An 11,402-nucleotide genomic window follows, 5' to 3' on the forward strand; every position below is an offset into this window, starting at 1 on the left:
CTCAGACGGTGAAAGCTTCGCGGAAGGCCAGCAGGGCTGTCTCGGGGTCGCCGGAGGCGAACGCCTCCATGCCGACTGGCCCGCGATAGCCCATGTCCTTCAGCGCACGGGCGATGCCCCGGTAATTGATCTCGCCGCTGCCGGGCTCCATGCGCCCGGGCACGTCGGCCACCTGAACCTCGCCGATCCATGGCAGGCAGGCGCGGCACAGCTCGATCAAATTCCCTTCGCCGATCTGCGCATGGTAGAGATCGAGATTGAGACGCAGGCCCGGCCGGTTGACGCTCGAGACCAGCGCAAGCGTGTCTTCCGCGCGTCCAAACGGCACGCCGGGATGGTCGACCGGCAGATTCAGATTCTCCAGCGTGAAGGTCACGCCCTCGGCCTCGGCAAGGTCGGCAATGCGGTTCAGCGTCTCGCGCGCCTTGAGCCACATGGCTCCGGTGACGATCTCGCACGGCGTGACCGGCAGGCCGCCATCGCCCAGCCCGGTGCCGTGCAGATTGAGCCGCGCGACGCCGAGCCGCTTGCCGACCGCCGCCGTCTCCTTCGCTGTCTTCAAAAGTTCGGCGGCACCTTCGTCGTCGGCAAGCCTGCCGCGCAAATAGCCGTTCATGATCGAGAAGCTGGCGCCGGATTTCTCCAGCATTGCGAGATCGTGCTCGGGCCAGTTCCAGAGGCCGACCTGAAAACCCATTTCGGTGAGGCGCTTGACGCGCCATTCCATCGGCTTGTCGCGCCAGAGCATTTCGACGCAAGCCGCAAGCGTAAAGGTATCGGACATGTCAGACCTCAATGTACACGCGGCCGTCCTCGACCTTCGTGGTGTAGGTTTTCAGGTTCACGCAGACCGGTGCGCGCAGCGCTTCGCCGCTCCGGTAGTCGAACACGCCGTTGTGCTTCGGGCATTCGATCCTGTGTTCCATAACCAACCCGTCGCTCAGATGCACCTTCTCATGTGTGCACAGCCCGTCGGTGCAGAAGAAGGCATCGTCGGGGCTGCGGTAGATGGCGAATGTCCGGCCTTCGTGATCGAAACGGATGACGTCCTCGATATCATCGGTTGATCGCAGCGCCCACGCGACCGCGGTTACAGCACAGGCGCCCGGGAGCGCCTGGCATCGGTTACTCCTGATTGCCGCTCAGCGCATCACGCAGCGCCTGGATCTGGCGGTTCAGCGCATCAAGTTCTGCCAGTGTCATGCCCGAGCGCTCGATCAAGGTCTCGTTGAGGCAGTTGCACTGGACCAGCAGCGCGCGACCGGCTGATGTCAGGTCGACCTGCACCTGGCGCTCGTCGGTCTGGCTGCGCTGGCGCGTGACCAGGCCGGCCTGTTCCATCCGCTTCACCAGCGGTGTGATGGTGCTCGATTCCAAAGCGAGCCGGTGCGCGATCGTGCCGACCGACATGCCGTCGGCCTCGGCGAGCGCGTTGAGCACGAGATATTGCGGATAGGTGATCCCCATCTCGTCCAGCATCGGCTTGTAGGTGCGGTTGATCGCCATCGAGGTGGCGTAGAGCGTGAAGCAGAGCTGATTGTCCAACGGGAGAGGCACGACGGATTCCTTTGCCGATTAATCACGAAATATGTACCACGAAAAATGATATCGCGATACATATTTTTGTAGACAAGGCCTTCGACCTGCGTTAGCGGTATAAATATCGCGATATTGTTTATCGCGAAAGACAATCAGAGGAGATTGAGATGGCTTCGCAGACAAAGTCCGGCTCCGGCAGCGGCACGATCACCACCAAGGACGGCACGCAGATTTTCTACAAGGACTGGGGAACCGGTCAGCCCATCGTCTTCCATCATGGCTGGCCGTTGAGCAGCGACGATTGGGACGCGCAGATGCTGTTCTTCCTGGCGCAAGGCTACCGCGTCATCGCCCATGACCGCCGCGGCCATGGCCGCTCGACCCAGACGGATATCGGCAACGAGATGGACACCTATGCCGCCGATGTGGCCGAACTTGCCGCGCATCTCAACCTCAAGAACGCCATCCATGTCGGCCACTCGACCGGCGGCGGCGAGGTGGCGCGTTATGTCGCGAAGTACGGCTCAGGCGGCCGTGTCGCCAAGGCGGTGCTGATCGGGGCTGTGCCGCCGATCATGCTCAAGACAGCTGCCAATCCCGGCGGCCTGCCGATCGAGGTGTTTGACGGTTTCCGCGCCGCCCAGGCGGCCAACCGCGCCCAGTTCTTCCGCGACGTTCCTGCCGGTCCGTTCTACGGCTTCAACCGTCCGGGCGCTGAAGTCTCGCAGGGCGTCATCGACAATTGGTGGCGCCAGGGCATGATGGGCGGCACCAAGGCGCACTATGATTGCATCAAGGCGTTCTCGGAGACCGATTTCACCGAGGATCTGAAGGCAATCGACGTGCCGGTGCTGGTCATGCATGGCGACGACGACCAGATCGTCCCCATCGCCGACTCGGCGCTGCTGTCGATCAAGCTGCTCAAGAAGGGCGAGCTCAAAGTCTACAAGGGCTTTCCGCACGGTATGGCGACCACCCATGCCGATGTCATCAACGCCGACCTGCTGGCCTTCTTCAAGGCATAGGTCGCATCAGGCATAAAGAAGCACCCGCCATTGGGGCGGGTGCTTCTTTCGGCTTCAGACGAGTGCGCCGAGCTCGCGCGCCCGGCAGCGCTGGCGGGCCTGTCGCAGTTCAGCCGGGCGTTGCATTGCGCGCGGCCGTGAACGATAGTTTCTCGACCGGACAGGCGAGAGACATCGGATCGAGCGTTTTTGAGCGATCCGCCTCCTCCGGCATTCGTGATCCGGAAGGCCGTGCTCTACGAGCCGGATGCCTCGGCAACGGGCCATGCCGCGATCAATCATGCGGTGAATGAGCTGCTGTCGAGCCTGCCGCCAGGCTTCGCCTTCACGGCGATAGGCCCTGCCATCGGCCATCACGCCGTGTACTGGCGCTGATAGATGCCGGTCAGCAATCCGGCATGCCAGTTCAGGACCGGAATCTCGAAATAGGGTTTTTCGCCTTCCGGTATCTCGCCGCGCCGGTCGGTGGCGATCGGATCGAACAGCAGGCGGACCAGATCGGGCCGGCTTTTGCGCATCTCGTTGTAGATCGTCACCGTGCTGACCAGCAGCGACTCGCCGCCTTGCATGGCATCCCTCAGGCAGAGCAGGCCGACGACATCGGCGGAGTCTGTATGAAACGTCTGGCGTTCCGCCGTCTGGTAGATGCGCGTCGTGGCGACCTTCGCGTCGGCGCCGATATCGCGGACATGGCCGAGTATATGGCCCTGGGCATTCTGCGACCGTGCGCTTCCCAGATGCGCGCCAATCCGCAGAAGATCGTTGCCGCCATCTGCGCCGAATATCTCTCGACCGGGAGCCCGCGCAGCACCTCGAAGCCGATGCCTGCGATCAGTTTTTGGCGAAGCGCGGCAAGATGACCGGCGAGCCGGGGCAAGGGGAAGTCGGCCTTGGTCAGGCCGCCGATATCCTGCGAACCGGCGAGAAAGCCGGTTGCCGCCGCTTCCAGCTCGGCGACGTCCCGGGGATCCAATTCGACCAGCCAATTCCCGGGATGCTTCGCCATGTCCTCGCCGGTCCATGCGGCAGGAATGTCGATCCGTTCAGGCGGCAGGTCTGTTGTCTCGCGCATGAAGCTCTCCTGCGGCCGCATCGGGTCTTGGATATTGGCCGAAGATTTCCAAACCGATGGAGATTGCCGCAATCAGGCGGTTTTTCAAACCGGCTTTCCCTGGCCGCCGCCGCGTGTCACCTCGAGCCTGCAAATGATGGCGTGGATGCGTCCTTGCCGGACGTTCGCCGCGGGAGGATAATTTCGCCTCGGATGCATTTTCTGGGCGACAACCCGGATGCCCGCCCCGGCGAAGCCGCCGTGCTCCGTGGCTCCGGAAGGAGGCGTACCATGACGACCTACATCATGCTGATGAACTGGACCGAGCAGGGCGCGAAGAACGTGCGCGATTCGCCCAAGCGCCTCGACGCCGCCAGGAAGCAGCTGGGAGACATGGGCGGGTCGTTCAAGGCGTTCTACCTGACCATGGGTGAGTTCGACATGGTGGCGGTGGTCGAGGCGCCCGACGATGCGGTGCTGGCGCGTTTCGCGCTGATGCTGGCCGCGAACGGAAACCTCAAGTCACGGACGCTGAAGGCTTTCCCGGAATTCGCCTACCGCGAGATCATCTCCTCGCTTGGATGAAGCACTCGGCTGGTTTTTTGGGAGTCGATGGTCGCGTACCGGCCTGACGGCGCTTTGCCGCAGGACGGGACGCGTGGCCGTGATAGAATGTGGCGAGGGGAGATCGCGATGAAGAACGTCTCGATATTGGCTATCGGCCTTGCCTTGATATCGTCGATGCCGTTCACCGCCGCTGCTGCGCAAAAGCCGGTCGGCATGGCCAATCCGGCATCCGTCCATTGTGGCGAGATCGGCGGGCGCCTGGTGATCAGGAAGGACAAGGCCGGCAACGAATACGGGTTTTGCCGGCTGCCCAAAGGGCGCCTGTGCGAAGAGTGGGCGCTGTTTCGCGACAACAAATGCATCGGGCCGAAGGCGGCCATGCGCGGCAAGTGACGCGCAACGCGACAGAGGGTGAGATCATGTCCGAAACGCATTCGCATCTTTGGCCCGGCGTGCCGCTCGCCCTTGGCTCGGCTGTCCTGTTCGGCGCGACGCCGCCACTGTCCAAGCTGCTGCTCGATGCCGTGAACCCCTTCATGCTGGCCGGCTTGCTCTATCTCGGCGCCGGTGTCGGCCTCGCGCTCTATCGCCTGCTTCGCGGCAAACAGGCCGCCGCCGGCGAGGCGCAGCTGGCTGCCAGGGATATCCCGTGGCTGGCGCTGGCAATCGGCATGGGTGGCATCGTCGCGCCGGTGCTGTTGATGTTCGGCCTGACGTTGAACACCGCGTCCAGTTCGGCGCTGCTGCTCAATCTCGAGGGGTTGGCGACCATGGCGATCGCCTGGCTCGTCTACCGCGAGAATGTCGACCGGCGTCTGCTTCTGGGCGCCTTCGCCATCCTTGCCGGCGCCGTTCTGCTGTCGTGGCAAGGCGACGGCGTCGCCTTCAACCTTGGTGCCATGCTGGTCGCCGGCGCATGCCTGGCGTGGGGGGTGAACAACAATTTCACCCGCAAGATCTCGGCCACCGATCCGGTGGTGATTGCCATGCTCAAGGGGTTGGTGGCGGGTGTCGTCAATGTCGGGCTGGCGCTTGCCGCCGGGGCTTCGTTTCCTCCAGCGTCAATCGTGGTGGCAACGGCCGCCGTCGGCTTCTCCGGCATCGGCGTCAGCCTGGTGATGTTCATCCTGGCGTTACGCTATCTCGGCACCGCGCGGACCGGCGCCTATTATTCGCTCGCCCCGTTCATCGGTGCGCTGCTGGCCATCGTCATGCTGGGCGATGCCGTCACGCTCAAGCTGGCGATCGCCGGGCTGCTGATGGGCGTCGGGCTGTGGCTGCACCTGTCGGAGCGCCATGAACATGAGCACGACCATGAGGAACTGGAACACGAGCACAGCCACGTGCATGACGAACACCACCAGCACCATCATGACGGGCCGGTGAGCGAGCCGCATTCGCACTGGCACCGGCATGCGCCGATGCGCCACCGGCATCCGCACTATCCCGACCTGCATCACCGGCATGGCCACGGCTGAGCATGCCAAGATCATGCTCAAGCAAACACCCAGGCCTGAACTGACCGTTTGGTACAACACGCGCTGCCCTGTCTGCGATGCGGGCATCAGCTGGCAGAAGCGGCGGCTGATCGAAGCGGTCAAGGCCGGGCGGATTGCGTTTCGCGACATCAATCTGGAGCCGGCGGCGCTTGCCGGGCATGGCGCCTCGCTGGAAGATATACGCCGTCGGCTGCACGCCACCGATGCGAATGGCCGCTTGCTGGTCGGCGCCGACGTCGCCATTGCCATATGGCAGGCGACACCCGGCGAGGGTTGGCTGGCCACGCTTTTCGGCAATCCGGTTGCCTTGCCGCTGACGCGTTTTGCCTATGATCGCTTCGCCGACCTGCTCTACGCCTGGAACCGGCGCAAGGGCCGCTGGTAGCGAATTCATCCCGTTGAATGGAACGCCCCGGACCGGGAGATCGACCCGGCTGGCGCGGCATTCAGATACATCGTAAGATATATCTTGACTCCATGGAAGCACGCGCCTACTTAAGATATATCGTAAGATAGAACTCAAGGAGCAATCAATGCACAAAGACAATCATTTCGGGCGCGGTCATTTCGGTGAGCGCATGTTCATGCACATGGCCGGCAAATTCGGTGGGCGTGGTGGCGGCTTCGGCCCGTTCGGCCATGGCGGTCGCGGTGGCGGACGCGGTGGCCCGGGCGACATGTTCCGGGCCGGCCGCATGCTGGCCGACGGCGACCTCAAGCTGATCACGCTGTCGCTGCTGGCCGAGGCGCCGCGCCACGGCTACGACATCATCAAGGCGCTGGAAGAGCGCACCAGCGGCATCTACAGCCCGAGCCCGGGCGTGGTCTACCCGACGCTGACCTTCCTGGAAGAGGCCGGCTATGCCGTCTCGTCGAGCGAAGGCAACAAGAAGGTGTTTTCCATCACCGAGGCCGGGCAGGCGCATCTTGCCGACAATCGCGAGATGATCGACGGCGTGCTCGAACACCTCGAGCGTTTCGGCCGCAAGATGGCCAAGGCGCGCGACTGGTTCGGCTGGAACGACGATAGCGACGAACGACGCGGTGGCCGTGGTGGCCGTGGCGAGCGCTCTGAAACGCGCGACGAATTCCGCGCCATCCGCCACCGGCTGCGCGCGGCGCTGGGCGAGATCGTCGATGCCCCGGCTGAAAAGCAGGCCGAGGCTATCGCCATTCTCGAAGCCGCCGCCGAAGCACTGGAGGCGCTTTCGCCTCGCTGAGGCGGGCGGCACTTCTCGGTACGCAAAAGAGCCCGGGGAGACCCGGGCTTTTTTTGTTGGCGGTGATGCGGATGGCATCATTCCTTGCCGACATATTCGCTGATCAGCTTTTCGTTACGCGCCTTCTCGATCTTGGCGGTCATCTCGGACGACAGGCGCTCATCGGTGCGGTACTTGACCAGGTTCACCAGGCTGCCGGTGAGCAGCAGGATGCCCATGGCCCAGTAGCCCTTGGTCGCCAGGTCGACCGGTGCCAGCCATAGCGACAGGCCGAGCATGAAATAGGCGGCACCGACCGAGGCGGTGTTGAACATGATGTAGGTCTGATTGGCGTTCATTGGAGTTCTCCGTTGATTTGATGTTTGGGTTTGATGAGATCAGGTCTGCGAAGGCTGGTTTTCAGTTGAGGGTCTTCAGGCGCTCGAGCACGTCCTTGGCGCGCACCTTCACCGCCGGGCCGTGACCGGCGTCGGCAAGGCGATCGCGGATCGCTTCGTGACGCAGCTCGCCGTCGATCTCGTCGAGAATGCCGGCCTCCTCGAACGGGTCGCTGGCTCCCTTGATGCGGGCCAAGAGCTCTTCGGCGTCGTTGAGACTTCCCGAATTGCCGATCGACCTGACGAGGCGTGACTGCGCCTTGCGCTCGGCATCGATGGCCCGCGCCGAGATCATGCCCTGGTTGAGGTCGATGATGCGGCGATGCGCCCGCTCCACCGAAACGCGCATCCGCAACGTCTTTTCGCCGAGGCTCTGCACGGTGGCGCGGCGGACTTCGCGTTCATTCTCCAGTTCGGCGACGGCAGCCGCACCGCTTTCGGCAAGCCCGTTGTTGCCGGCGGCCAGCGCGCTGATGGTGCGGCTTTCGAGATCGGCGTGGCGGCGCTCGAGCTGGTCGAGACCGGCCTGCTCGGCACGCTGACGGACGATCAGCGAAGCAAGCGTCTGCTTGGCGGCGGCAAGACCCGCCTCGGCGTCGCGGATGCGCTGCGCCAGAAGGTCGATGGCGAAGCGATCCTTGAGGCCGTCCTCGGCCCGTGCGCTGGCGCCGTCGAGCAATGTTCTGATCAGGCTAAGCATGGTTCTTCTCCCTTCGAATTGTTGCGTGAACAATGTTCACGAAGCCAACATAACAGGAAATGAACATTGTTCAAGCTGTTTTTGAACGCTGTTCACGAAATCCCTTATATGGTAAACGAAAGGACGATCGTGGTTCGAAACACTTGCAGCCTGGGCTGAGGGCACGGGCATCTACAAGGACAAGCATGGCACTGGACAGGGAAGAAATAAGCGAGCGGGTGCTGGCGATTGCCGAGGTGCTGCTCAACGAGGGCGGCATGGACAATCTGAAGGCCAGGACCATCGCCGAGCAGGCGGGCATCTCGGTCGGCTCGGTCTACAATCTGTTTTCCGATCTCGACGGGGTGCACCGTGCCGTCAACATGCGGCTGCTCGACCGGCTGGGTGCGGCAGGGGCGGCAGCGATGGCCGATCTCGGCAAACGCGGCATCACCGATGTGCGCCAGCGCCTGCTGGCGCTGGCGGGCGCCTATGTGCGCTTTGTCGAAGCGCATCCGGGCAGCTGGCCGGCGCTGCTCGCCTTCAACAGGCGGCGCCCGACGCTGGCCGAGCCGGATGCCTATGAATCGCGGCTCGACCAGCTGTTCGAGATCATCGCCCAGGTGCTTGCCGGCGGCGACTTCGACCTCGACGACGATACGCGCCGCATCGCCGCGCGCACGCTGTGGTCAAGCGTGCATGGCATCGTCACCGGCGGTTATGCGGCCAGATCCGTGCGCCGGCAGGCCGACGAGATCGACCAGCAGATCGAGCTGCTGGTCGCCGTCTTCATCAGGGGGCTGGAACGCGGCGGCACATTCGCGCATGCTGGGGCGAAAACGTCGTGAATCGCGAATGGACCGCGGTTTGCAGGGCGAACAAGGAGATTTGAGCGATGTCTTTTCTGAAACGTCTTTTCGGCGGTGGCGGCGGCGGGGAAGCGGCCGAGCCCAAAAGTGCGGCACCGGCCAAGCAGGTCGAGCACAAGGGTTTCCTGATCAGCGCCACCCCCTATAAGGCCGACGGCCAGTACCAGACCTGCGGCATCGTCTCCAAGGAGATCGACGGCGTGGTGAAGGAGCACAAATTCATCCGCGCCGACCGCTTTGCCGGGCTCGACGACGCCGTCGACATCTCGATCAAGAAGGGGATGCAGCTGGTGGATGAGCAGGGCGAGCGGATTTTCGGGTAGGTCGGCAGCCCGCCATCCAGGACCGTAAGGTCGATGGCCGCGGCGTCAGGCGTCGCGCCTGAAGTTCGATTTGATGACACGACCAGAAAGCTGTCCTCCGTCCAAAGGGAGGACCGCTCCGGTCATGAACCCGGACGATGGCGATGAAAGCCACAATACGGCGTCGGCGACATCCGTGACCGTTCCCAGCCGACCCATCGGAACGGCCATTGCGGCCATGCGCTGCGCTTCCTGTCCGGCAGCCTCCAAATGGTGGGTCAGGATGGGGCCTGGCGCGATGACATTCACGCGGATGTTCCTGTCGGCATAATCGAGGGCTGCAACGCGGCTCAATCCAATGATGCCGGCCTTGCCCGCCACATAGGCGGAAAGCCCCGAGACGCCCTCGACCCCGGCCGTCGAAGCCATGTTGACGATGGTGCCGCCGCCGTTCTCCAGCATGGCCGCGATCTGGAACTTCATGCCATGAAACGTGCCGTGAATGTTGGTGCGGATGCCTCTGTCGAACGCTTCCGGATCGATCTCCGCGAGCGGCGCGGGCCTCGGCCCATCGGTCGCGTTGTTGAACGCTGCATCCAGACGGCCGAACGCGGCAATCGTTCTTGAGACGAGGGTTTCCATGCTGCCGGGATCGGTGACGTCGGCCTGGATGGCAAGCGCCCGGCCTCCTGCCTCCTGGATTTGCCGCGCGACCTCGTCGATTGCCGATTGGTTTCGCGCCGCGACCACGACCGCGGCTCCGGCTCGGCCGAACGCCTTGGCCGTCTCGGCGCCAATTCCTTTGCTGGCGCCGACGACGAGCGCAACCCTGCCGGAAAAATCAAACGTTGCCGTCATGTCTCACTCCTGAATTTGCACGTATGGGCAAGTGTAGGCGCCGGGCGGAACCCTCCCGGCTCGAAGGGGCGAGCTGCATCAGCTGCCGAGTGCCTTGGCGATCGCCTGGGGCAAGAGCCCGAGCATTCCTTCGTAGGCGGTGTTGATGAGCAGCAGGACGACGCGTCGGAAAGGTTGTTTCTCGCGACATTGTTCAATCTCCGTTTCGGCCCTGAACAGAGAAATAGGCTCGACAACCCTCAATAAAAACGGGCACATTTCTGCAAGCATCATGAAGACAGACTTAACGATGGAAAGTAGTATCCTGGCCGGGCTGCCTGTCTTCCGCATGGTGGCACGGGTTGGTGGGTTCACCGCGGCTTCCGGCCGGCTCGGTATCTCGGTTTCGGCGGTCTCCCAGTCGATCCGACAGCTTGAACTTCGCCTGGGAATACGTCTGTTCGATCGGACAAGCCGTAACGTCAGGCTTACCGAGCGCGGGCGCCAGTTGCTGGAAACCATCGAAGGACCGATTGGTCTCCTTGCTGGAGCCATCGAAACCGCCAGGGAGGTGGACGGCGAGCCGTCCGGACATCTGAGGATTACGTTGTCGAGGCTTGCAGCCGAGATCTGCATCCTGCCCACGCTGGTCGGTTTCGTCAGGCGCTACCCGGCAATCCGGCTGGAGTTGTCGACGGACGACCGCCTGACCGACATCGTCAGCGGCGGCTTCGATGCGGGCATACGTTTCAGAGGCACGCTGGAGCTGGATATGATCTCCGTCCCGCTGGGGCCGCCGCTGCGTCGGTCCATGCTCGCCAGCCGGGACTATCTGGCGCGGGCCGGCGAGCCGCAAACGCCCGAAGACCTGTCGCGGCATGCGGTCATACGCTATCGCTTTCCCGGGAGCGGCCGGCTGGAGCCGCTCACACTGCGGCGTGGCGAAGAAACCATCCAGCTGGATCCGCCGGCAGTCCTCATCCTGGACGACAACGGACATTTCGCACTGGCTTCGCGGGCCGGACTGGGATTGGCCCAGCGGTTCCGAGTTACCGAGGAGGCGGCCATAGAATCCGGCGAATTGGTCAGCGTGCTGGACGCCTACGAGCCGGAGCCGCAACAGCTTCACATCTATTTCCCGTCGCGTGACCTCCAGCCGGCGAAACTGCGGGCATTCGTCGATTGGTTCAAGACGGGTGGTGCCGGGACCGACACCCCCGTTGAGCAAGATGCTCCCCGGCATCGGAAGCCTGAGGGCAAAAAGGGGACTTGAAGCGATATCGGCTTTCTGCCCAAGCCCGCCGTTTCAATTGCCCCTATGCTGCCTGCAACTCCGGCGCGGCGCCTGATGGCGCGGTCGGAACGTGCGACCCGGTACTGCCTGCATAAATCCAGCTTATCATCACCCCTAGTTTTTGAAGACGTTACACGGCCTTT

At 63.3% G+C, this 11,402-nt stretch carries 19 protein-coding genes; 10 read left to right on the plus strand and 9 right to left on the minus strand.

Annotated features, from left to right (window positions below):
* Position 1 precedes the first annotated feature (1 nt).
* The 3 genes from AC0V7N_RS13715 to AC0V7N_RS13725 are packed head-to-tail and all read right to left on the minus strand — an operon-like array spanning position 2 to position 1,557.
* A complete protein-coding gene (locus AC0V7N_RS13715; protein WP_475458278.1) occupies positions 2 to 784 on the minus strand; it encodes a TIM barrel protein in 783 nt (260 codons plus the stop codon).
* A 1-nt stretch (position 785) separates the two neighbouring features.
* Positions 786 to 1,073, minus strand: a complete 288-nt coding sequence (locus AC0V7N_RS13720) for a MocE family 2Fe-2S type ferredoxin (RefSeq protein ID WP_475460319.1) — start codon at positions 1,071 to 1,073, stop codon at positions 786 to 788.
* Between the two features lie 52 nt (positions 1,074 to 1,125).
* Positions 1,126 to 1,557, minus strand: coding sequence for a MarR family winged helix-turn-helix transcriptional regulator (locus AC0V7N_RS13725; RefSeq protein ID WP_027044057.1), 432 nt, complete (start codon positions 1,555 to 1,557; stop codon positions 1,126 to 1,128).
* Between the two features lie 149 nt (positions 1,558 to 1,706).
* Between AC0V7N_RS13725 and AC0V7N_RS13730 the strand changes: the two genes are divergently transcribed.
* Both AC0V7N_RS13730 and AC0V7N_RS13735 read left to right on the plus strand, forming a co-directional pair.
* Positions 1,707 to 2,564 carry an alpha/beta fold hydrolase gene (locus AC0V7N_RS13730; protein WP_475458281.1) on the plus strand — a complete coding sequence of 286 codons (858 nt, stop codon included), beginning with the start codon at positions 1,707 to 1,709 and terminating at the stop codon, positions 2,562 to 2,564.
* A 216-nt stretch (positions 2,565 to 2,780) separates the two neighbouring features.
* The gene (locus AC0V7N_RS13735) at positions 2,781 to 2,939 is read left to right on the plus strand and encodes a hypothetical protein (RefSeq protein WP_496627890.1); all 159 of its coding nucleotides are present in this window, start codon (positions 2,781 to 2,783) and stop codon (positions 2,937 to 2,939) included.
* Here the strand turns inward: AC0V7N_RS13735 and AC0V7N_RS13740 are convergent.
* Both AC0V7N_RS13740 and AC0V7N_RS13745 read right to left on the minus strand, forming a co-directional pair.
* Positions 2,918 to 3,244 carry a TauD/TfdA family dioxygenase gene (locus AC0V7N_RS13740; RefSeq protein WP_496628011.1) on the minus strand — a complete coding sequence of 109 codons (327 nt, stop codon included), beginning with the start codon at positions 3,242 to 3,244 and terminating at the stop codon, positions 2,918 to 2,920. The genes AC0V7N_RS13735 and AC0V7N_RS13740 overlap by 22 nt on opposite strands.
* Positions 3,142 to 3,636 carry a hypothetical protein gene (locus tag AC0V7N_RS13745; protein WP_496628056.1) on the minus strand — a complete coding sequence of 165 codons (495 nt, stop codon included), beginning with the start codon at positions 3,634 to 3,636 and terminating at the stop codon, positions 3,142 to 3,144. Before AC0V7N_RS13745 ends, AC0V7N_RS13740 begins: the two co-directional genes overlap by 103 nt.
* Before the next feature lie 270 nt (positions 3,637 to 3,906).
* Here AC0V7N_RS13745 and AC0V7N_RS13750 point away from each other — a divergent pair, with 270 nt between their 5' ends.
* The 5 genes from AC0V7N_RS13750 to AC0V7N_RS13770 all read left to right on the plus strand — a co-directional run bounded on the left by AC0V7N_RS13750 (position 3,907) and on the right by AC0V7N_RS13770 (position 6,901).
* Positions 3,907 to 4,200, plus strand: a complete 294-nt coding sequence (locus AC0V7N_RS13750; protein ID WP_475458285.1) for a GYD domain-containing protein — start codon at positions 3,907 to 3,909, stop codon at positions 4,198 to 4,200.
* A 108-nt stretch (positions 4,201 to 4,308) separates the two neighbouring features.
* Positions 4,309 to 4,575 (plus strand): putative hemolysin, encoded by a 267-nt coding sequence (locus tag AC0V7N_RS13755; protein ID WP_475458287.1) that lies wholly within the window; start codon positions 4,309 to 4,311, stop codon positions 4,573 to 4,575.
* A 26-nt stretch (positions 4,576 to 4,601) separates the two neighbouring features.
* Positions 4,602 to 5,660 (plus strand): DMT family transporter, encoded by a 1,059-nt coding sequence (locus tag AC0V7N_RS13760; RefSeq protein WP_475458290.1) that lies wholly within the window; start codon positions 4,602 to 4,604, stop codon positions 5,658 to 5,660.
* Positions 5,647 to 6,066, plus strand: a complete 420-nt coding sequence (locus AC0V7N_RS13765; protein ID WP_475458292.1) for a thiol-disulfide oxidoreductase DCC family protein — start codon at positions 5,647 to 5,649, stop codon at positions 6,064 to 6,066. Before AC0V7N_RS13760 ends, AC0V7N_RS13765 begins: the two co-directional genes overlap by 14 nt.
* 148 nt (positions 6,067 to 6,214) lie before the next feature.
* Positions 6,215 to 6,901: a PadR family transcriptional regulator gene (locus tag AC0V7N_RS13770; RefSeq protein ID WP_475458295.1), complete on the plus strand. Its 687-nt coding sequence runs from the start codon at positions 6,215 to 6,217 to the stop codon at positions 6,899 to 6,901.
* A 77-nt stretch (positions 6,902 to 6,978) separates the two neighbouring features.
* Here the strand turns inward: AC0V7N_RS13770 and AC0V7N_RS13775 are convergent, their stop codons facing one another.
* Together AC0V7N_RS13775 and AC0V7N_RS13780 are read right to left on the minus strand one after the other, a co-directional pair.
* Entirely contained in the window at positions 6,979 to 7,239 is a 261-nt protein-coding gene (locus tag AC0V7N_RS13775; protein ID WP_027030482.1) for a YiaA/YiaB family inner membrane protein, read from the minus strand.
* A gap of 61 nt (positions 7,240 to 7,300) precedes the next feature.
* Positions 7,301 to 7,978, minus strand: a complete 678-nt coding sequence (locus AC0V7N_RS13780; protein ID WP_475458298.1) for a PspA/IM30 family protein — start codon at positions 7,976 to 7,978, stop codon at positions 7,301 to 7,303.
* A gap of 185 nt (positions 7,979 to 8,163) precedes the next feature.
* On the opposite strand from AC0V7N_RS13780, the gene AC0V7N_RS13785 reads away from it, so the two are divergent.
* On the plus strand, positions 8,164 to 8,805 hold the full coding sequence (locus AC0V7N_RS13785; RefSeq protein ID WP_475458301.1) for a TetR/AcrR family transcriptional regulator: 642 nt from the start codon (positions 8,164 to 8,166) through the stop codon (positions 8,803 to 8,805).
* A gap of 47 nt (positions 8,806 to 8,852) precedes the next feature.
* Complete coding sequence (locus tag AC0V7N_RS13790) at positions 8,853 to 9,149, plus strand: HlyU family transcriptional regulator (RefSeq protein ID WP_475458304.1); 297 nt, start codon at positions 8,853 to 8,855, stop codon at positions 9,147 to 9,149.
* A gap of 45 nt (positions 9,150 to 9,194) precedes the next feature.
* Here AC0V7N_RS13790 and AC0V7N_RS13795 read toward each other — a convergent pair whose 3' ends face one another.
* Together AC0V7N_RS13795 and AC0V7N_RS13800 are read right to left on the minus strand one after the other, a co-directional pair.
* Positions 9,195 to 9,986 carry an SDR family NAD(P)-dependent oxidoreductase gene (locus AC0V7N_RS13795; protein ID WP_475458306.1) on the minus strand — a complete coding sequence of 264 codons (792 nt, stop codon included), beginning with the start codon at positions 9,984 to 9,986 and terminating at the stop codon, positions 9,195 to 9,197.
* A 78-nt stretch (positions 9,987 to 10,064) separates the two neighbouring features.
* Complete coding sequence (locus AC0V7N_RS13800; RefSeq protein ID WP_475458309.1) at positions 10,065 to 10,259, minus strand: hypothetical protein; 195 nt, start codon at positions 10,257 to 10,259, stop codon at positions 10,065 to 10,067.
* A gap of 16 nt (positions 10,260 to 10,275) precedes the next feature.
* Between AC0V7N_RS13800 and AC0V7N_RS13805 the strand changes: the two genes are divergently transcribed.
* Positions 10,276 to 11,238, plus strand: coding sequence for a LysR family transcriptional regulator (locus tag AC0V7N_RS13805; RefSeq protein ID WP_475458312.1), 963 nt, complete (start codon positions 10,276 to 10,278; stop codon positions 11,236 to 11,238).
* The last annotated feature ends 164 nt before the right edge of the window (positions 11,239 to 11,402 follow it).

The sequence above is a fragment of the Mesorhizobium kamtschaticum genome (genome assembly GCF_056174585.1).

Coding starts and splice junctions, on each gene's coding strand:
- AC0V7N_RS13715 (WP_475458278.1), bottom strand. CDS start 784: ATGTCCGATACCTTTACGCTTGCGGCTTGCGTCGAAATGCTCTGGCGC.
- AC0V7N_RS13730 (WP_475458281.1), top strand. CDS start 1,707: ATGGCTTCGCAGACAAAGTCCGGCTCCGGCAGCGGCACGATCACCACC.
- AC0V7N_RS13745 (WP_496628056.1), bottom strand. CDS start 3,636: ATGCGCGAGACAACAGACCTGCCGCCTGAACGGATCGACATTCCTGCC.
- AC0V7N_RS13750 (WP_475458285.1), top strand. CDS start 3,907: ATGACGACCTACATCATGCTGATGAACTGGACCGAGCAGGGCGCGAAG.
- AC0V7N_RS13755 (WP_475458287.1), top strand. CDS start 4,309: ATGAAGAACGTCTCGATATTGGCTATCGGCCTTGCCTTGATATCGTCG.
- AC0V7N_RS13760 (WP_475458290.1), top strand. CDS start 4,602: ATGTCCGAAACGCATTCGCATCTTTGGCCCGGCGTGCCGCTCGCCCTT.
- AC0V7N_RS13765 (WP_475458292.1), top strand. CDS start 5,647: ATGGCCACGGCTGAGCATGCCAAGATCATGCTCAAGCAAACACCCAGG.
- AC0V7N_RS13770 (WP_475458295.1), top strand. CDS start 6,215: ATGCACAAAGACAATCATTTCGGGCGCGGTCATTTCGGTGAGCGCATG.
- AC0V7N_RS13775 (WP_027030482.1), bottom strand. CDS start 7,239: ATGAACGCCAATCAGACCTACATCATGTTCAACACCGCCTCGGTCGGT.
- AC0V7N_RS13780 (WP_475458298.1), bottom strand. CDS start 7,978: ATGCTTAGCCTGATCAGAACATTGCTCGACGGCGCCAGCGCACGGGCC.
- AC0V7N_RS13785 (WP_475458301.1), top strand. CDS start 8,164: ATGGCACTGGACAGGGAAGAAATAAGCGAGCGGGTGCTGGCGATTGCC.
- AC0V7N_RS13790 (WP_475458304.1), top strand. CDS start 8,853: ATGTCTTTTCTGAAACGTCTTTTCGGCGGTGGCGGCGGCGGGGAAGCG.
- AC0V7N_RS13795 (WP_475458306.1), bottom strand. CDS start 9,986: ATGACGGCAACGTTTGATTTTTCCGGCAGGGTTGCGCTCGTCGTCGGC.
- AC0V7N_RS13800 (WP_475458309.1), bottom strand. CDS start 10,259: ATGATGCTTGCAGAAATGTGCCCGTTTTTATTGAGGGTTGTCGAGCCT.
- AC0V7N_RS13805 (WP_475458312.1), top strand. CDS start 10,276: ATGGAAAGTAGTATCCTGGCCGGGCTGCCTGTCTTCCGCATGGTGGCA.